Genomic DNA, 19,262 nt, shown 5'->3' on the forward strand with positions numbered 1-19,262 from the left:
ACCGGCCACCCGGTAAGCCTAACCGGCCCACCACACCCCCGCTTCCGCGCCGGGACACCCTGGCGCCGGTCGGGCCGGGGCGGCCAGTCGGTCACCCCGGCCGTGCCGGTCATCGCCGTGGCACCAGCAGGTGGACGTGGATGCGGGTGAAGGCGCTCTCCTGCTCGACCTGGTAGAGCCGGTTCAACGTGGCGGCCCGCTCCTCCGCCATCTCCGCGAAGGCCTCCCGGCTGTAGCTCGTGCTGACCACCCAGATCCGGTCCCGGTTCACCAGGCAGGGCAGGGTGACCGGGCACTCCTCGACGCCGAAGTCGCCGATCTCGGCCGCCGAGCGGACCAGCAGGATGTCGTCCGGCCGGGGAACGTCACGCATCTGGTACGCCATGCCCATCCGCGGCGGCCGCGTCCGGCCGGCGAAGATGACGCCGTCGCCGGGCCGCAGGTTGGCCGAGATCACCTCGGCGGCGGCGCGGTAGTCCGGCTCCCCGTCCACCAGCGGGCCGCGAAGCTCCTGCTGCGTGGGCAGGGTCAGCAGCGCCAGCGCCGGCAGCGCACCCACCGCGATCAGCAGTTGCGGCCAGGCCCGCCGGAACAGCAACCGGCTCGCGCCGTGCAGCGCGCCCGCCGCCAGCAGGGCCCACGCCGGCAGCGTGAACAGCAAATAGCGGAAGAGAAAGAGATGCAACAGCGGGAAGGTCGCCAAGGTGAACACCGGCGGGAACACCGCCCACGCCACAAGCGCCGCGGTCACCCCGCGGTTGCGCAGCACCGCCAGGAGTGGAATGCCGACCAGCGCCGTGGCACAGACCGCCAGGGCGACCGGGTACGAGCCGAAGAGCCGCATCGGCAGCTCGACGACGGCCGCCCGGTCGGCCTTGATCCACTCGATCGCTCCGGACTGGCCCGAGCCCGTGTAGGCCAGCGGCATCACCGCGGCGGTGATCAGCCCCAGCGCCCCCAGGAACTTCCACAGCCGGACGTCCCGCTCGGACCGCTGGTAACGCAGCCAGGCCAGCAGCACGTGCGGAACCAGCACCAGCACCGCCACGATGTGGAAGTAGGCGGTCAGGGCCACCGCCGCGGAGTACGCGAACCACCAGGGCCAGCGCGGCCGGTCGAGGGCCAGCAGCAGGAGCAGCGTCGCCAGGACCGCCGCCGCCACGGCGAACGCGTACGGGCGCGCCTCCTGGGCGTACCGGCTGACACCGGGGATGACCGCGAACACGAGGCCGGCGACCAGCCCCGCGGGGGTCCCCAGCAGCCGCTGACCGACCAGCGCGGTGAGCCCCGCCGCGGCGGCCATCGCGATCAGGGAGGGCAGCCGGAGACTGGTGGGCGTGTCACCCAGCAGGGCCACCCACCCCCGCATGAACAGGTAGTACAGGGCGAGCACCCGGTCGATCCGGTCGAGCAGCCGGGTGAAGGCGTCCCAGTCCACGGTCGCGGCGTGCCAGGTCGCGTGCTCGTCGTTCCAGAGCTGCCGACCGCTCAACCCTTGCCAGCCGACCGTGAACATCACCACCGCCGGCAGGAGGAACGCCAGCAGTTGCTGCCACCACGGGAAGCGACGGCCGACCGGCGCGTCCGGTGCCGGGCCGGCCTCCTCGGCAGGCCCCGCCGGCCGGGACACCTTGGGCATGATCATGGTGCCGGCGCGGGTGGTCGGCAGGAAGAACGTCGGCGCGTCCGGGCTGACCCGCGGCTGCGGCTTGAACGGGGACTCGTCGTCGCTCAGCACTTCAAATCCACCGATGACAGGCCCGACTTGAACGCGGCCAGGTTGGCCGGGGTGTCGTCAAAGCGCCAGTCACCCTGGCGGATGACCTGGTACCAGACGAACCCGGCGATGCGCGGGTTCTCGGTCAACCACGGGCCGAAACGCTTGAGCCAGGCCTTCTTCTCGGCACCGGGCTGCACGCCGACCTCGGTCAGCAGCAACGGCTTGTCGGTGAGCGCGTACACCAGCTTGAGCGTCGACCGGTAGGTCGTCTCGGGGCTCTTCTCCCGCACGCCGTAGCCGGTCACCCCGACGACGTCCACGTACTCCTCGCCGGGCCAGAACTCCTTGATCGTGCGGCTGTCGGCGCCCCGGATGATGTTGGGCGACCAGACCCAGAGGGCGTTTGTGGCGCCGGCCTCCCGGAAGATGTCCACCACGTGCCGCCAGGCCTTGACGAATTCGCCCTTACGGTTCCCGTTGCGGGTGCCCCACGGGTACCAGTGGCCGTTCATCTCGTGCCCGAACCGGATCAGCATGGGGTGCCGGTACGCGACCACCGCCTCGGCCAGGGCCGCGTACTTCTCGTCGTACCGGCCCTCGATGGTCGCCGACAGCGACCAGTCGGGCTGCTCGCGGCCGGCGGCGGCGCCCGCCCAGGGCTCGATCGACAGCATCGGGGTGCCCGGCACGGCGTTCAGCGTCTCGACCGAGATCCCCCGGTCGACCGAGGCGAAGAGCTGCAGTACGGAGGGCCGGCAGTCGAGTTGCTCCTCGACGGCCGTGACCGCCGCCTCGGTCCGGTCGTGCAGGGTCATGCCGAACAGCACGCCGCCGCCGAGGATGTCCTCGACCTTCGCCACCGCCGGTCCGGCGGGGACGGCCGGCCCGCCGGCGCCGTCCGGCGCCCCCGGCACCGGTGATTCCTCCGTCCCACCGGCGGTGCAGGCGGGAAGGGCGAAAAGGACGGCCGCACCGAACGCCAGTGCGCGGCGCCGTCGTGGGGACAGCGTCATGATCAGTACTCCGAGGGGCGTCGCGGCTCGTGGCTGGCCGGGTGGTGCGGCACCGACGGCTCGACCGGCCCCGGCGGCGGATATCCGGCCGCTCGCCGACCCGCCCACGAGTCGTGTCCGGGGTCGCGGGGCGCCGGCACCGCATGCGGGTGGCCGCCGGGCGGCACCGGTGCCGCCGGGGGCGCCCAGGACTGCGCCGCCGCGGCAGCCGGGTATCCCGCGTTGCCCGGTTGGTACGGCTGGGCGGCCGGTGCGGCGACCGGGTACGGCTGCGCGGCTGCGGCCGGCGGGTACGGCTGCGCAGCCGGCGGATACGGCTGCGCAGCCGGCGGATACTGCTGCGGGCCGGCCGGGTACGACTGCCCGGCGGGCTGGTACGGCCGCGCTGCCGCCGGCTGCGCGGCCGGCACGCGCTGGCCCGGCGCCCCGGCGTGGACCGGGCGGCGGGCGGGAGGAGCCTGCCGCGGCACGGCCGGGGAGACCGGGACGACCGGGCTCGGGGTCGCCTGCGGCTCCGGCGCGTCGACCAGGACCCGCTTCTCCTTCGGCGGGACGCCGGTCTTGATCCCGTAGGAGGGCAGGAGCAGCGGCGCGACGAAGTAGAGCTGCACCGCGGCCAGCAGGGCGGTCGTCCAGAGCGGACCGATCCCGTACTCGGGGAAGCGGATCGCGAGACCGCCCCAGAGCAGGACCTGGACCACGACGATCCAGGTACGCAGCAGACGGGACACCCGCTCGGGAGCGCCCTTCTTCTTCGTCACCTTGGACGTGTTGGTGGCCGCGCCGGTGGGCACCCATTCCTGCACCTTGGCGCGCAGCGCGTCCCAGATCGCGATGACGTGACACGCGGAGTTGATCAGACACAGCCGGAAGATGCTCGGCTTCCAGCCGCGCGCCATGATCGGGAAGACCAGCAGGGTGGCCAGCAGAGCCGGGACCATCGGCAGGTAGTTGTGCGGGAAGACCCGGTCCGGGAAGAACCACAGCATCGTGATGCTGGGGAAGGGTCCCGTGATGAGCAGGCCGGCCGACGCCATGTAGTAGAGGAAGGCCGCCCAGAAGGCCGTCCGCTGCTTCCAGTCGAACCGGGCGTCGCGGAAGTGCTTCTCGGTCATCAGCAGCATCGACGATCGGCACCACCGCTGCTGCTGGTTGGTGATCGCCGCCCAGGTGTCCGGCGCGACGCCCTTGGCCAGCGCCAGCGGCAGATACCGCGTCTCCCACCCGCCGGTCCAGAGCTTCACCCCGGAGTTGACGTCCTCACCGAGCGGTACCCGGGCGAAGCCGCCGACCGAGGCGACCGCGTCCTGCCGGTAGACGACGTTCGTGCCGGCGCAGATGGCGGCGCGGAACACGTCCCGTGCCGGCTGGATCCAGCGGAAGAAGACCTCCTGGAGGCTGCCGGCACCACGCTGGACGTAGTTCATCCACGGGTCGATGTCGAAGTACTGAGCGGTCTGCACGATGCCGACCTTGGGGTCGGCCTGCATGTACGGGACGGTCTCGTAGAGGAAGTCGCGCCGGGGGGCGAAGTCGGCGTCGAAGACCACGCCGAAGCGGCCCATCGAGAACTCGAACGCGTTGATCATGTTGCCGGCCTTCTTCAGCCAGCCGCGCTCGCCCTCCTGCGGGGGCCGCCCCGGCACCGGCTCCCGCCGACGCACGTAGACGAAGCCGTACTTGAGGGCGAGTTCCTCGACCTCCGCGCGCCGCTCGCCGTCGTCGAGGAGGTACCGCATCACGGGGGCGTGCCACTCGATGCTCGCCACGGCGCGGCACGTGTTCTCCAGGACCACGACGGGCTCCCCGCAGATCGGAACCCAGATGTCGACGGTGTCGGCCGGGTCCGGCCGGTACCGCGCGATCACCGCCTTGTGCTCGTCCAGGGTGAGCCGGGGTCGGTGACTGCGGAGCCAGAAGTTGACCACCACCGGCATGATCATGATTGGCAGGAACAGCAGCGCGGGAGTGGTCCACGGCGCCTTGATCGCCACCATCGCGTACCCGTAGAGGATGCCGAGCGCGCTGACGAAGATCCACGCGAAGATCCACGGCCGGGGCTTCTGGAAGTAGCTGTACTTCTCCTCGTCGGTGGGTGGGTGCGGCAGGTAGACGATCTCCTCGTCGGGCACGCTCTCGCCACCGCCGAGCGACATGGATCGCAGCGGGTCACGCATCTGGGACGTTCCCTTCAGCGGTACGCGGCAAGGGCGTACCGACTTCCCCCGTTTTCCGGCCGCTCGTCATCGCCCACGAGCACGGACCGGGGCTGCGGCAGCTGACCAAGCAGATTGTGGTGACGGCGTTGATCCACGTCAACCGGCGGTCCGGGCGTGGGTGCCCGTCAGACCGACCGGACCTGGGACGAATCCGGCACAGAGCGGCCATGGTCACACCGCGGCCAGGACCGCGGCCTCGACGCGGGCCCGCTCATCCTCGCCGGGCCAGCCGCCGACCAGGTAGAAGGCGTCCACCACGTCCGCGCCGAGCGTGGAGATCCGGGCGGCGCGGACGTGGGCGCCGGCCTCGTCCAGCGCACCGGCGACCCGGTAGAGCAGGCCGGCGGCGTCGGCCGCCCGCAACTCCAGCACCACCGCGTCGGTGGCCGCCTCGCGGTGCCACACGACCCGTGGCGCGGCGCCCTCGGCCCGGGCGGCCAGGGCCCGCCCCCGCAGCCGCTGGATCACCGACACGTCGCCGGTCACCGCGCGCCGCAGGTCGGCGCTGAGGGCGATCGGGTCGGGCGCGAGACCGTACCGGGGCTGCACCCGGAACTCCACCAACGCGCGCCCGTCGACGCTGGAGGCGTCCGCGGCGATCACGTCGAGCCGGTGCAGGGCCAGGCAGCCGGCCACCGTCGCGAGCAGGCCGCGCCGGTCCGCCGCGGCCACCGCCACCCGGTCCCCGGTCAGGTGTACGACCGGCAGCGGGCCGGCGACCAGCGCCGGATCGGGAGCGGGCGGCTCGGGCAGCACACCGGTGTCAAGCGTGGTGCGGACCCGGGCGACCAGTTCGGCGACGAGCCGCCCCTTCCAGTCCGACCAGGCGGCCGGTCCGGTCGCCGCGGCGTCGGCGCGGACCAGGGCGTGCAGCAGGTCGAGGGTGCTCGTGTCGCCGACCCGGGCGGCCACGTCGGCGATGGTCTTCGGGTCGGCGAGGTCGCGGCGGGTGGCCACGTCGGGCAGGAGCAGGTGGAGCCGGACCAGCGTGCCGATCAGCGCGACCTCCGGCTCCGGCAGCCCGATCCGCGCGGCGACCGCCTCCGCGACCGGCGCGCCGACCACACTGTGGTCCCCGGGAAGTCCCTTGCCGGCGTCGTGCAGGAGAGCGGCCAGCAGCAGCAGGTCCGGCCGGTCGACGTCGCGGGTGTGCCGGCTGGCCTCGTACGCGGTCTGCACCAGGTGCCGGTCGAGGGTGAACCGGTGCACCGGGTTGTGCTGCGGCAGGCTCCGCATCCGGGTCCACTCGGGCAGCCACCCGTCGACCAGCCCGTACCGGTCACAGGTCTCCCAGGCCGCCACCAGGCCCGGACCGGCGCCGAGCAGGGTGATCAGGGCGGCGCGTGCCTCGGCCGGCCACGGCGCCGGCAGCGGCGGGCAGTACGTCGCCAGCCATTCGCAGGTGGCCCGGGCGATCGGCAGCCGGGTGGTCGCCGCCGCGGCGGCGACCCGCAGCGACAGGCTCGGGTCCGGCCGCGCGCCGATGGCGGTGCGGGCCAGCACCAGCTCGCCGTCGTGCTCCACCACGTCGCGGGCGACCGGCCGGCGGACCGACTGGCCGGTGGTGCCCCGGCGACGGCCGGCGCGGAGCCGCTCGGCCGCCCGGAAGGCGTCGTCGAGGGCGTGGCTGACCGTGCGGGCGTCGCTCGCCACCCGGCGGAGCAGGGCGTCGCCCTCGTCCCCCGGTGCCGCGTCGGGTTGCAGCTGACGTAGGCCGAGCAGCGCGGCGACACCGTCCCGTTCCTGGGCGAGCAGCCGGTCGAGGCGGCGGCCGATCTGCGTGTGCAGGGCGTCGCGGGTGTCGAGCAGCCGCAGGTGGGCGGCACGGACCGCCGGTCGCAGGGCGTCGGTGACGCCGGCCATCGCGACGGCCCGCAGGATGCCCACGTCCCGCAGCCCGCCGGCGGCCTCCTTGAGGTCGCCTTCGAGGAGGAAGGCCAGCTCCCCGTGGGTCTGCCACCGCGCGGCGGTGATCTCCCGCAGGCCGGGCAGCTGCCGGACGGCGGTGCGCCGCCAGTGGTCGGCGGCCGTGCGGACGAGCTGCCCGGCGAGCGCCTCGTCACCGGCGACGAAGCGGGCGTCGAGCAGGCCGAGGGCGACCTTGACGTCGTCCTGCGCGACCGACAGCGCCTCGGCGACCGTACGCACCGAATGGTCGAGCCGCAGGCCGGCGTCCCAGACCGGGTACCAGATGCCAGCTGCCAGCTCGTCGACACCGGGCACGCCGGCGTGCAGCAGCAGCAGGTCGAGGTCCCCGTAGGGCGCGCACTGGCGCCGCCCGAGCCCGCCGACGGCGACGAGCGCGACGCCTTCCCGCTCGGGCAGCAGCCCGGCGAGCCACCGGTCGACGGCCGCCGCCCGCGCCGCCCGGGCGGCCGCGCCGATCCCACCGGGAACGCCGACGACCTCGTTGATCAAGAGGTCTGGCTGCTTGATCAACGAGGTCATCGGTGGCGTTCTCCTACAGGGCGTCGAGGCCGCGCTCGCCGGTACGGACGCGGACGACCTCCTCGACCCCGGTCACCCACACCTTGCCGTCGCCGATCTTGCCGGTCCGGGCGGCGGCCACGATCGCGTCGACGATCTTCTCGACGTCCATCTCGTCGGTGAGTACCTCGACCCGGATCTTGGGCAGGAACTCGACCGTGTACTCGGCACCCCGGTAGACCTCGGTGTGCCCCTTCTGCCGGCCGTAGCCCTGGACCTCGCTGACGGTCAGGCCGGCCACGCCGAGGGCGTGCAGGGCCTCCTTCACCGCGTCCAGCTGGTACGGCTTGATGACCGCGGTCACCAGCTTCATGTCCAACCCCTCCATCCCAGGAACGTTAACCGGCGACCTTCTCGTTGACCGGCTCGGCGGCCGGCTCGGTGCTGGGCGCGGCGGCGTCGGCCGCCGGCTTCCCGCCGGCCAGGCCGGCCATCGCGAACGCGCCGCCACCGGCGGAGCCGGCGGCCGGGGAGAGGTCGTAGCCGCTCTCGGCGTGCTCGGTGATGTCGATGCCCTCGATCTCGGCCTCCGCGGAGACCCGGAAACCGATGGTCTTCTGGATGACGAAGCCGAGGACGAACGCCACCACGAACGAGTAGACGGTGACGATAAGCGCGCTGAGCGCCTGCACGCCCAGCTGGGTCACGCCGCCCCCGTAGAACAGGCCCTCGTCGCTGACCAGGGAGCTCACCGAGGAGGTGCCGAACAGGCCGATCCACAGGCAGCCGATCCAGCCGCCGACGAAGTGGACGCCGACGACGTCGAGCGAGTCGTCGTAGCCCAGCCGGTACTTCAGGCCCACCGCCAGCGCGCAGACCGCGCCGGCGACCAGGCCGAGCAGCACCGCGGCCCAGGGCGTGACGAAGGCGCACGCCGGGGTGATCGCGACCAGGCCGGCGATTGCGCCGGAGGACGCGCCGACCAGGGTCGGCCGGCCGTCTCGCACCTTCTCCACGACCAGCCAGCCGAGGACGGCCGCGGCGGTGGCGACCTGCGTGTTGAGGAAGGCCAGGGCGGTCGTCGAGTCGGCGGTCAGCTCGGAGCCGGCGTTGAAGCCGAACCAGCCGAACCAGAGCAGCCCGGCGCCGAGGGCGACCATCGGGACGTTGTGCGGCTTCATGGTCTCCCGGGGCCACCCGAGCCGCTTGCCGAGCACCAGCACCAGGGCCAGCGCTGCCGCCCCGGCGTTGATGTGCACCGCCGTACCGCCGGCGAAGTCCAGCGCGCCGAGCTTGGCGCCGATGAACCCGCCGCCCCACACCCAGTGGGCGACCGGGAAGTAGACGAGCGTCGCCCAGCCGAAGGCGAACAGCAGCCAGCCGGAGAACTTGGCCCGGTCGGAGATCGCGCCGCTGATCAGCGCGACGGTGATGATGGCGAACATCATCTGGAACGCCATGAACACGTAGAGCGGGATGCCGGTCTCGCCCCACAGGTCGGTCTCCGCCATGAACGTCTTGGTGCCGACGTACTGGCCGAGGTCGCCGATGACCCCGCCCTGATCGTCGCCGAAAGCGGCGGAGAAGCCGTAGAACAGCCACAGAATGCTGACGAGCCCGATCGCGGAGAAGCTCATCATAATCATGTTGAGGACGCCCTTGGCCCGGTTGAGGCCGCCGTAGAACAGCGCCAGTCCGGGCGTCATGAGCAACACGATCGCGCTCGACACGAGCAACCAGGCGGTGTTGCCGGTGTCGATGGTCGGTGCTTCAGGCACGCTGGCCTCCTAAAGGTGAAGTTCCCTCCTTCCCGGCTTCCGGGGCAGCGTCGCCCGTACGCCGGTAGGGCGGAAGCCTGCTCGCTCCCTGTTTCCCCCAGCGTCACCCGTCGATTTCCGGGTGGTGACGGCTTGTTTCGGACGTGTGACGAGAACTTCACAGCCGGCCCGGGTAGGCGCCGGGAACCGGACGAACCGGTCAGCGCAACGCGTCCTCGAGGACGTGCCGCTCGTAGTCGAGCAGCCGCAGGTCCCGCATCGGGCGGCGGAGGTGCCCCTTGTGCACGATCCGCACGAACGCCGGATCACCCGCGGCGGCCATCCGGCGGATGCCCTCCACGTGGTCGACGATCCGCTTGCGGATGGTGCGGATCAGCCGGTGCCGGTCCCGCGGGATCAGCCCGTACGCGTCGGCGAAGAGGCGCAGCCGCCGGGGCCGGTCGGGGCGCTTCCAGCCGAGGGTGACCGAGTCCCGGTCGGAGAAGATCGGCACCCACGTCCAGGCCGCGTACGCGACGTCGTAGATGCGGGCACCCGGCGAGGCGAGGTCGAAGTCGATCAGCCCGAGGGTGCCGTCCGGGCGCCAGATGACGTTGTGCGGTGCGGCGTCGTGGTGGCAGATGACCTCGGTGTCCGGCGGCGGTGGCCCGAACGAGCGCCACACCGCCCCCGGCGGCGGCACGAAGCCGTACTGGGCGTCGTGGAACATCCGCAGCATGGTGGCGACGGTGACCAGCGCCTCGTCGGTGACCCAGTGCGGGGCCAGCGGGTACTCCCCGCACTCCCCCTCCAGGTACGACAGCACCTCGCGGTTGCGCTCGTCCATCCCCAGCGCGCGGGGGGCTCCGGTGAACCCCACGTACTCCAGGTGCCGGAGCAGGGCGTGCACCGACGGGGTCCACGGGCCGGCGTTGCGCCGCACGGTGTCGCCGACCCGCACCACGGTGCTGACGTTGCCGCCGTGCAGCGGAATCTCCTGCGAAGTCACGTACGGTCTCCCGAGGCGGGGCGCCGGGTGGTGGGGGTCGCGCCACCCGACGTAGGCGCGATCGTCGGTCGTCACTGCGAGATTACGCGTCCCGTCCGGGGGCCTCGGTGCCCAGCAACGCGTCGACGAACTGCGCGGGGTCGAACGGCGCCAGGTCGTCCTTGCCCTCGCCCAGCCCGACGAGTTTCACCGGGATGCCCAGCTTGCGCTGCACCGCGATCACGATGCCCCCCTTGGCGGTGCCGTCGAGCTTGGTGAGCGCCACCCCGGTGACGTTTACCACCTCGGTGAAGACCCGCGCCTGCTCCAGGCCGTTCTGGCCGGTGGTGGCGTCGAGGATCAGCAGCGTCTCGTCGATCGGGCCGTGCTTCTCCACCACCCGCTTGACCTTGCCGAGCTCGTCCATCAGGCCGACCTTGTTCTGCAGGCGGCCGGCGGTGTCGATGAGCACGGTGTCCACGCCGGTGTCGATACCCCGCTTGACCGCGTCGAACGCGACACTGGCCGGGTCGGCCCCCTCCGGGCCCCGGACGGTCTCGGCGCCGACCCGCCCGGCCCAGGTCTCCAGCTGGTCGGCGGCGGCGGCCCGGAAGGTGTCGGCCGCACCGAGCAGCACGCTGCGCCCGTCCGCGACCAGGACCCGGGCGATCTTGCCGCAGGTGGTGGTCTTGCCGGCGCCGTTGACGCCGACCACCAGCACCACCGCCGGCACGCCGTCCTTGGGGGCGGTCCGCAGCGACCGGTCCAGGTTCGGGTCGAGGGCCTCGACCAGCTCGGCGGCGAGCAGCGCGTGCAGCTCGCCGGCGGTGCGGGTGCCGAGCACCCGGGTCCGCTCGCGGAGCCGGTCGACGATCTCCCGGGTGGCGTCGATGCCGACGTCGGCGGTGATCAGGCTGTCCTCGATCTCCTCCCAGGTGTCCTCGTCGAGACGATCCCGGCTGAGCAGGCCCAGCAGACCCTTGCCGAAGACGTTCTGCGAGCGGGACAGCCGGGACCGGAGCCGGACCAGCCGACCGGCGGTCGGCTCCGGGATCTCCAGCGGGGGCGCCTCGACCACCGGCGGCTCGACCAGGATGCCGGTGGACACCTCCGCCTCGGGCGCCTCGACGGGCGGCCCGGCGAGGTCCTCCTCGGCGCGGGTCTCGACCTCCGTCGTCGGCAGCGGCGGTTCGGGACGGCGACGCAGCTTCGGCACCACCAGCCCGAGGGCGCCGAGGATCAGCACGCCGAGCAGAGCCAGAGCGATGAGGAGGTATTCCGTCATGCCCGAAATCCTGTCAGACGCGGGCGACGGCGTCTTCACCACCGCACCACCGCCCGCCCGCGGGGCGCCGGCGGTAAGCTCGTCGCAGCCTGCAGTGGTGCGACCGCCGGCCGGGTAGTAAGGATGAAGTTCGCTCACCCTCGGAGGTCCCCCCATGCCCGCTGCCCACCTGCTCGTCGGTCCGCTGCTGCGGCGGGTGGTCGGCACGCGCGCCACGATCTGGGTGGAGACCAGCGCGCCCGCGGTGGTCACCGTCCGCACGGCCGACGGGGCCACCGGCACCGCGCCGACCTTCTCGGCGTACGACCACCACTACGCGCTGGTCGTGGTCTCCGGGCTGACGCCCGACCGCACCACCGCCTACGAGGTGCTGATCGACGACCAGGTCGCCTGGCCGGAGCCGCGCAGCGAGTTTCCCCCGAGCGTCATCCGCACCCGCGCGGCCGACGACCGCGACCAGGCGGTCCGCCTGCTCTTCGGCTCGTGCCGGGAGACCACCCAGCACGCCACCGCCCGGAAGCTGCCCCCGGACGCGCTGGACGCGTACGCCCGGCGGCTGGCCGGCGACTTCGACCCGGCGGGCCTGCCCGACCTGCTGGTGCTCCTCGGCGACCAGGTGTACGCCGACGAGACCTCGCCGACCGTGCGGCGCCTGCTCAAGCGGCGCCGCCGCCGGCCGAAGGGCGCCCCGGCCGACCAGGTGGTCAGCTTCGACGAATACACGAAGCTGTACCTGGAGTCGTGGCGTGATCCGGAGATCCGCTGGCTGCTCTCCACCGTGCCGAGTGTGATGATCTTCGACGACCACGAGATCATCGACGACTGGAACACCTCCGCAGCGTGGCGGGCCGACGCCCGTAGCCAGCCCTGGTGGGCCGAGCGGATCGGCAGCGGCCTCGCGTCGTACTGGGTCTACCAGCACCTCGGCAACCTCTCCCCGGACGAGATCGCCGCCGACCCGGTCTACGCGAAGGTGACCGCCGCCGAGGACGCCACCGGTGTGCTGCGCGAGTTCGGGCAGCGGGTCGACCAGGAGTCCGACCTCGCGCACGACACCGAGCGGTGGCGCGCGGTGCAGTACCAGTGGAGCTACGCCCTGGACCTGGGCCGGACCCGGCTGGTCATGCTCGACAACCGGTGCAGCCGGGTGCTGGAGCCCGGCCTGCGGGCGATGCTGCCGCCGGGCGAGTGGTCGTGGTTCGTCGACCAGGCCCACGGCACGTACGACCACCTGGTCGTCGGCTCCTCGCTGCCGTGGCTGCTCCCGCCGGGCATCCACCACGTGGAGGCGTGGAACGAGAGGCTCGCCGACTCACGCCGGCGCTGGGTGGCGAGCGCCGCGGAGAAGCTGCGTCGCGGCCTGGACCTGGAGCACTGGGCGGCGTTCCGCCGCTCGTTCGAGGCCCTCGGTGCGCTGTTCGCCCGGATCGGCAGCGGCACGCCAGGCGAGCCCGGCGAGCGCGTGGGTGCCGGGCCGGCGTACGCGCCGCCGGCCTCGATCAGCGTCCTGGGCGGGGACGTGCACCACTCGTACGTGGCCCGGGCCCGGTTCGACGACCCGGGAGTGGTCACCCCGGTGCACCAGCTCACCTGCTCCCCCATCCACAACCAGGTGCCGGTCGGGCTGCGCCCGCTGATGCGGCTCGGCTGGTCGCCCGGTCCGTCCGGAGCAACCCGGGCGCTGGCGCGCTCGGCCGGTGTCCGCCGCTCGCCGGTGCGGTGGCGGAAGCTGGCCGGCCCGTACTTCGGCAACGCGGTGGGCATCCTGGTGCACGACGGGCGCTCGGCCGAGGTGACCATCGAGGGCACCGGCAGCGAGGGCGAACTGCGCCCGGTGATGCACCACCGGCTGACCGGGGAGCACTGACCCGGCCGTACGCTCCATCACCGTGGACGAGCACCCCCCGGAGACCGTACGGGCGGTCGAGCACGAGCTGACCGCCCTCCTGCGGCGCAGCCGCGCGGTGTCCTGGGAGATCGCCCGGGAGGTGCACCCGAGCCTGGAGCCGAACGCGTACGGGCTGCTGCTCTGGCTACGCCGCTCGGGCTCGATCCGGCTCACCGAGCTGGCCAGCAAGCTGGGCATCGGCAAGGGCACCATGAGCCGGCAGATCAACGGGCTGGAGGCGCTCGGCCTGGTCCGGCGTGACCCGGACCCGGCCGACCGGCGAGCGTTCCAGCTCAGCCTCACCGAGGAGGGGCAGCGCCGCTTCGACGCCGCCTCGGCCGGTCGCCTGGAGCGGTTCCGGGGGACGCTGAGCAGCTGGCCCGCGCAGGACGTCGAGGACTTCGCCCGGCTGCTCAACCGCTTCAACGAGACGTACTTCTGAGGCGAGAAGGAAGGGCCCCTTGTTAACGCCTGGCGTTGTAGAAGGGTCCCCTCCAATCACCGTCGGCGCCGCTCGGGTCGCCGGGTGCCGACCCTGGCACGATGGCCGGCATGACCTGGAGAGCACCCGAGATCGACCGCCGGAACGAGCCCTACCTCGGTGACGAGCGCACCATGCTGGAGGGCTGGCTCAACTACCACCGCGACACCCTGCTGCAGAAGTGCGCGGGACTGACCGCCGAGCAGCTACGCACCGCGAGTGTCGAGCCGTCCGGGCTCACCCTGATCGGCCTGGTCCGGCACATGACCGTCGTCGAGCGGTCCTGGTTCCGCCAACGCTTCGCCGGCGCGGACGTGCCCGAGCTGTACGACTGGTCGGCGGACCCGGACGCCGAGTTCAACACCGTGGCGACAGCCGACCCGGAGGCCGACTTCGCGGCGTTCCGGGCCGAAACCGAGGCCGCCGACGCGGCCGCCGCCGGCCATGACCTCGACGAGGAGTTCACGCTGCGCCGCCGCGACGGCAGCGAGCACCGCGTCAACCTGCGCTGGGTCTACGTCCACATGATCGAGGAGTACGCCCGGCACAACGGCCACGCCGACCTGATCCGGGAACGCCTCGACGGCGTCACCGGTGAGTGACACGGCTCAGTACGCCAGGGCGGCGCGCAGGTAGCGCAGGTCGCCGGGGCCGCTCCAGCGGTGCGCCGACAGCCCGGCCACCCGGGCCCCGGCCACCGCGCGGTCCTCGTCGTCGACGAACAGCACCCGCGACGGCGGGGTCGCCAGGGCGTCACAGGCCGCCTGGAAGTACTCCTTCGCCGGCTTGTGCACCCCGACGACCGACGAGTTGACCACGACGTCCAGCTCGTGGGTGAGCCCCAGCGCGGCGAGGTCGGCGTCGAGCAGGTCGGTCGCGTTGGTGCCCAGCCCGACCCGTACGCCTTCCGCCCGGGCCTCCCGGACGAACGCCAGCACGTCCGGGTCGACCTCGCCCCGGTAGCGCTGCCACTCGTCGACGGCGGCGCGGGCCCGCGCGGGGTCGCCCACCGACGGGGTCAGCGCCTCGGCCACGCTTGTCATCCAGTCGGCATGGCTGACCTTGCCGGTGAGTACCGGCTGGAGCAGCCCCCACGACATCGCGATCTCGCCGAGTACGCCCTCGGTGAGCCCGTACTTCCGCTCGACGCCGGCGGCCACCGCCGGGTCCCAGCGGCGCAGCACGCCGTCGAAGTCCACCAGGAGCGCTGTCGCGCGTTCCCGACTCACTCGTTGTTCTCCTGCCCGTCGTCGTCGGCCCGGTTGAGCCGCTGGCTGATCACCTGGGTGACCCCGTTACGCATGGTCACGCCGTAGAGGGCGTCCGCGACCTCCATGGTCCGCTTCTGGTGCGTGATGACGATCAGCTGGCTCTTCTCCCGCAGCTGCGCCAGCAGCGTGATCAGCCGGCCGAGGTTCACGTCGTCGAGCGCCGCCTCCACCTCGTCCATGATGTAGAACGGGCTGGGCCGGGCGCGGAAGATCGCCACCAGCATCGCCACCGCCGTGAGGGACCGCTCGCCGCCGGAGAGCAGCGACAACCGCTTGATCTTCTTGCCCGGCGGCCGGGCCTCCACCTCGACACCCGTGGTGAGCAGGTCGTCCGGGTCGGTGAGCACCAGCCGGCCCTCGCCGCCGGGGAACAGCACGCTGAAGACCTGCTCGAACTCGCGGGCGGTGTCGGCGAACGCGCTGGCGAAGACCTCCAGGATCCGTTCGTCCACGTCCTTCACCACGGTCAGCAGGTCGCGGCGGGTCGCCTTCAGGTCCTCCAGCTGCTCGGAGAGGAACTTGTACCGCTCCTCCAGCGCCGCGAACTCCTCCAGCGCGAGCGGGTTCACCTTGCCGAGCAGGGCCAGCTCCCGCTCCGCCTTGGCGGCCCGCTTCTCCTGCACCGGCCGCTCGTAGGGCACCGGCTCCGGCACCGGCGAGCCGTCCCGCTCGGCCGCCGCCACGTCGGCGTCGGTCGGCGGGACCGGCTGAGCCGGACCGTACTCGGCGACAAGCGTCGCCACGTCCAGCCCGAAGTCCTCGGCGGCCTTCGCCTCCAGTTGCTCGATGCGCAGCCGCTGCTCGGCGCGGGCCACCTCGTCCCGGTGCACCTGGCTGGTCAGGCGCTCCAGCTCCGCGCCGAGGCGCTTGGCCGCGCCGCGTACCTCGGACAGCTCGGCCTCCCGGGCGGCGCGTTCGCGCGCCACGGCGTCGCGGTGCTCCTCGGCCTGCGCGATCGACGTGCCGAGCCGGGTCAGCGCCTCGCGGGCACCGCCGGCCACCGCCCGCGCGATCGCCGCGCCGCGGGTCCGCGCCGCGCGCCGGGCCGCCGCCCGCTCCCGGGCGGCCCGCTCGGCGGTCGCCTGCCGGCGCAGGGAGTCGGCCCGGCCGGCGATCGAGGAGACCCGCTCCTCGGCGGTACGCACGGCGAGGCGCACCTCCATCTCGTTCTGCCGGGCGCGGGGCACCATCGCGGCGAGCTGGTCGCGCTCCTCGGTCGACGGCTCGGCGTCGATCGGCGTGGCCTCGGCCAGCCGCAGCCGTTCCTCCAGCTCGGCCAGGGCGGCGAGGTCGCGCTCGCGGGCCGCCTCGGCACGGGCGCGGGACTCGCCGAGCCGGTCGGTCTCCGCCTTCGCCGACCGGGCGGCGGCGCCCAGCTCGGCGAGCCGGCGGGCGGCGGCGTTGCGGTGGCTCTCCGCCTCCCGCTTCGCGGCGGCGGCGTGCTGCACCGTCTCCTTGGCGGCGGCCACCTCGGCCCGCGCGTCGACAAGCTGGTCGCGCAGTTCGGCGGCGGTCCGTTCGGCGGCGGCACGGTTGGTCCGGGCCTCCTCGACGGCGGCCTGGACCTCGATGAAGCTCGGCGCCTTGGCCGACCCGCCGGCCGCCGCGTACGCCCCGAGCACGTCCCCCTCGGGCGTCACCGCGCGCAGCTCCGGGTTGCCGGCGACGACCTCGATGGCGGCGGCGAGGTCGTCGACGACGACGACGTCGCGCAGCGCGCGGTGCACGGCGGGGCGGATCTGCGCCGCGCACTCCACCAGGTCGGGCGCCCAGCGTGCCCCGTCGGGCAGCTTCGGGCGCAGCGCGTCGGCGGAGCCGTCCATGCCGGGGCCGGCCGGGCTGCCGACCAGCAGGCCCGCCCGCCCGGCATCGGCGATCTTGAGCATCCGCATCGCCTCGACGGCCTCGTCGACCCCGCTGACCGCTACGGCGTCGGCGAGCCCGTCCAGCGCGGCGGCGAGCGCGGCCTCGTGGCCGGGCGACACGGTGAGCAGCCCGGAGAGGCTGCCCAGCAGGCCGGGCACCTCGTTCGCGCGGGCCAGCAGGGCGCCGGCGCCGTCCTTGCGGCGCAGGCCCAGGGCGAGCGCCTCCTCGCGGGCCTTCCAGGTGGCGGCGTCCTTCTCGGCGGCCCGCTCGGCGTCGCTGAGCGACCGGAGTGTCGACTGTGCCTTCTCCAGCGCCGCCGCCGCCTCGGCGTGCCGCGCGTCCAGGTCGGCGTTGTCCCGGTCCGCCTCGGTGGACTGCTCCGCGACGGCGTCCAGCTCGGCCTGCGCCCGTTCGGCCCGGGCGAGGGCGTCGGCGTGCGCGGCGGCGAGGCGTTCGATCTCCTCACCTGCGGTCGCGGTCCGCGCGCGGGCCGAGTTGACCTGCCCGGTCAGCCGGGCCAGCCCCTCCCTACGGTCGGCGATGGCCTTGGCGGCGGCGACCAGTTCCCGCTCGGCGGCGGCGAGCTGCCGCTCCAGCTCCTGGCGGTGCTCCAAGGCCTCGGCGAGCCGGATCTGGTCGTCGGTGAGCGCGGCGCGCAGCTCCTCCTCCTGTTCGCGGACGCGCTCCGCCTCCGCCTCCAGCTGGTCCGGGTCGCGGCCCGGCCGCTCGTCGTCCGGCGTGGCGCTGAGGTGACGCAGCCGCTCGCGGGCGAGCTGCTCGATCGACCGGAACCGTTCCTGCAGCGCCGAGAGTTTGTACCAGGTGTCCTGCGCGGCGGCGAGCAGCGGCGCGTCCTCCGCGAGCGCGGCTTCGAGCTCGCCCAGCCGGGCCTGCACCTCGGTGTGCTCGGCCTCCACCTGCTCGCGCCGCTCCCGCAGCGCCGTCTCGTCGGCGATCTCCTTGTCCAGCGTGGAGCGCAGGGTGGCGAGGTCGTCGGCGAGCAGGCGGAGCCGGGCGTCGCGCAGGTTCGCCTGGATGACCGCGGCGCGTCGGGCCACCTCGGCCTGCCGTCCGAGCGGCTTGAGCTGGCGGCGCAGCTCCGCGGTGAGGTCGGTGAGCCGGTTGAGGTTGGTCTGCATCGCGTCGAGCTTCCGCAGCGCCTTCTCCTTGCGCTTGCGGTGTTTGAGGACGCCGGCCGCCTCCTCGATGAACGCGCGCCGGTCCTCCGGCTTCGCGTGCAGCATCCCGTCGAGCCGGCCCTGCCCGACGATGATGTGCATCTCCCGGCCGATGCCGGAGTCGCTCAGCAGCTCCTGGATGTCGAGCAGGCGGCAGGAGTCGCCGTTGATCTCGTATTCGCTCTCGCCGGAGCGGAACATCCGGCGGGTGATGGAGACCTCGGTGTACTCGATCGGGAGCGCGCCGTCGGTGTTGTCGATCGTGAGGGTCACCTCGGCCCGGCCCAGGGGCGCCCGGCCGGCGGTGCCGGCGAAGATGACGTCCTCCATCTTGCCGCCGCGCAGCGCCTTGGCGCCCTGCTCACCGAGGACCCAGGCGATGGCGTCGACGACGTTGGACTTGCCGGAGCCGTTCGGGCCCACCACGCAGGTGATGCCCGGTTCCAGCTTCAGCGTCGTCGCGGAGGCGAAGGACTTGAAGCCCTTTACCGTCAGGCTCTTGAGATGCACCTTCTCGATCCTCGTCCGGTGGCCGCCGTACCGTCGCCGGCTGCGCGGACCTGGTGAACCCGCAGACTAACCCGCGGCCGGTGACGGTTCAGCACGCGACCCGCCTGGACGGGCGTCCGCCGGCCGCACCCGCGTCACGTCTCCGGGGGGACCGCGGCGCTTTCCGGTCGACGGCGCGCCGTCCGGGGGACCGTCGGGACGGTGCAGCGGCGGCGGCGGAAATGGTGCGCACAGAGTTGCGCGCCGGCACATATGTGTCGGCGCGCCTTTTCGCGTGGTGCGATTCAGTTTTTGCGGACCCGGATCAGGTCAGAGCGGGCTCGGCGATGCGGAGCAGGTCGTCCGCCTCTGCCGCCGCCGCCGCGAGCCGATCATTCTCGGCACGCAGCCGCGTGATCTCGAACTCCAGTGCCTGAACCGTGGCACGCAGTCGGGTGACCTCGTCGAGCAGGCGCCGGTCGGGCGCCGCACCTACGTGGCCGTACAGGGCCTTCGCCATGTTGACTCCTTGATATGCGCTGCCGGAAAGGCCGGCCAACGCGCGCCCATTAGTACGCGACTGTCATTTCCAGACGATTTCTGGGCATGACCGGGCGCGACTGGCGACACCTCCATATTGAGCCGATACCCCCTCCTTCGTCAAGTTCCCGCAGGCCGTA

General features: G+C 73.0%; 14 protein-coding genes. 3 read left to right on the forward strand and 11 right to left on the reverse strand.

Annotated elements, in window-relative coordinates:
* Positions 1-109: 109 nt before the first annotated feature.
* From ABTW87_RS03955 to ftsY, 8 genes are all read right to left on the reverse strand, one after another.
* Entirely contained in the window at positions 110-1,738 is a 1,629-nt protein-coding gene (locus tag ABTW87_RS03955; RefSeq protein ID WP_350648272.1) for a glycosyltransferase family 39 protein, read from the reverse strand.
* Positions 1,732-2,733 carry a glycoside hydrolase family 26 protein gene (locus tag ABTW87_RS03960; RefSeq protein ID WP_350648274.1) on the reverse strand — a complete coding sequence of 334 codons (1,002 nt, stop codon included), beginning with the start codon at positions 2,731-2,733 and terminating at the stop codon, positions 1,732-1,734. Before ABTW87_RS03960 ends, ABTW87_RS03955 begins: the two co-directional genes overlap by 7 nt.
* A 2-nt stretch (positions 2,734-2,735) precedes the next feature.
* On the reverse strand, positions 2,736-4,910 hold the full coding sequence (locus ABTW87_RS03965; protein ID WP_350648276.1) for a glycosyltransferase family 2 protein: 2,175 nt from the start codon (positions 4,908-4,910) through the stop codon (positions 2,736-2,738).
* A 213-nt stretch (positions 4,911-5,123) separates the two neighbouring features.
* The gene (locus tag ABTW87_RS03970) at positions 5,124-7,400 is read right to left on the reverse strand and encodes a [protein-PII] uridylyltransferase (RefSeq protein ID WP_350648277.1); all 2,277 of its coding nucleotides are present in this window, start codon (positions 7,398-7,400) and stop codon (positions 5,124-5,126) included.
* 13 nt (positions 7,401-7,413) lie between these two features.
* Positions 7,414-7,752, reverse strand: coding sequence for a P-II family nitrogen regulator (locus ABTW87_RS03975; RefSeq protein ID WP_170839442.1), 339 nt, complete (start codon positions 7,750-7,752; stop codon positions 7,414-7,416).
* 25 nt (positions 7,753-7,777) lie between these two features.
* On the reverse strand, positions 7,778-9,157 hold the full coding sequence (locus tag ABTW87_RS03980; protein ID WP_350648279.1) for an ammonium transporter: 1,380 nt from the start codon (positions 9,155-9,157) through the stop codon (positions 7,778-7,780).
* Positions 9,158-9,356: 199 nt separating this feature from the next.
* Positions 9,357-10,220 (reverse strand): aminoglycoside phosphotransferase family protein, encoded by an 864-nt coding sequence (locus ABTW87_RS03985; RefSeq protein WP_350648281.1) that lies wholly within the window; start codon positions 10,218-10,220, stop codon positions 9,357-9,359.
* A 7-nt stretch (positions 10,221-10,227) separates the two neighbouring features.
* A complete protein-coding gene (gene ftsY / locus ABTW87_RS03990) occupies positions 10,228-11,409 on the reverse strand; it encodes a signal recognition particle-docking protein FtsY (protein ID WP_350648283.1) in 1,182 nt (393 codons plus the stop codon).
* A 154-nt stretch (positions 11,410-11,563) separates the two neighbouring features.
* Between ftsY and ABTW87_RS03995 the strand changes: the two genes are divergently transcribed.
* The 3 genes from ABTW87_RS03995 (at position 11,564) to ABTW87_RS04005 (ending at position 14,380) form a co-directional block, all read left to right on the forward strand.
* Entirely contained in the window at positions 11,564-13,276 is a 1,713-nt protein-coding gene (locus tag ABTW87_RS03995) for an alkaline phosphatase D family protein (protein ID WP_350648284.1), read from the forward strand.
* Between the two features lie 22 nt (positions 13,277-13,298).
* Positions 13,299-13,739 carry a MarR family winged helix-turn-helix transcriptional regulator gene (locus ABTW87_RS04000; RefSeq protein WP_350648286.1) on the forward strand — a complete coding sequence of 147 codons (441 nt, stop codon included), beginning with the start codon at positions 13,299-13,301 and terminating at the stop codon, positions 13,737-13,739.
* A gap of 110 nt (positions 13,740-13,849) precedes the next feature.
* The gene (locus tag ABTW87_RS04005) at positions 13,850-14,380 is read left to right on the forward strand and encodes a DinB family protein (RefSeq protein ID WP_350648288.1); all 531 of its coding nucleotides are present in this window, start codon (positions 13,850-13,852) and stop codon (positions 14,378-14,380) included.
* Between the two features lie 6 nt (positions 14,381-14,386).
* Here ABTW87_RS04005 and ABTW87_RS04010 read toward each other — a convergent pair whose 3' ends face one another.
* The 3 genes from ABTW87_RS04010 to ABTW87_RS04020 form a co-directional block, all read right to left on the reverse strand.
* Positions 14,387-15,007, reverse strand: a complete 621-nt coding sequence (locus tag ABTW87_RS04010; protein ID WP_350648290.1) for an HAD family hydrolase — start codon at positions 15,005-15,007, stop codon at positions 14,387-14,389.
* Positions 15,004-18,603: a chromosome segregation protein SMC gene (gene smc / locus ABTW87_RS04015; protein ID WP_350648292.1), complete on the reverse strand. Its 3,600-nt coding sequence runs from the start codon at positions 18,601-18,603 to the stop codon at positions 15,004-15,006. The genes ABTW87_RS04010 and smc overlap by 4 nt, the downstream gene beginning before the upstream one ends.
* 304 nt (positions 18,604-18,907) lie before the next feature.
* Positions 18,908-19,102, reverse strand: a complete 195-nt coding sequence (locus ABTW87_RS04020; RefSeq protein WP_130322629.1) for a hypothetical protein — start codon at positions 19,100-19,102, stop codon at positions 18,908-18,910.
* Between the last annotated feature and the right edge of the window lie 160 nt (positions 19,103-19,262).

It is taken from the genome of Micromonospora sp. NPDC126480 (genome assembly GCF_040302465.1).
GTDB lineage: Bacteria > Actinomycetota > Actinomycetes > Mycobacteriales > Micromonosporaceae > Micromonospora.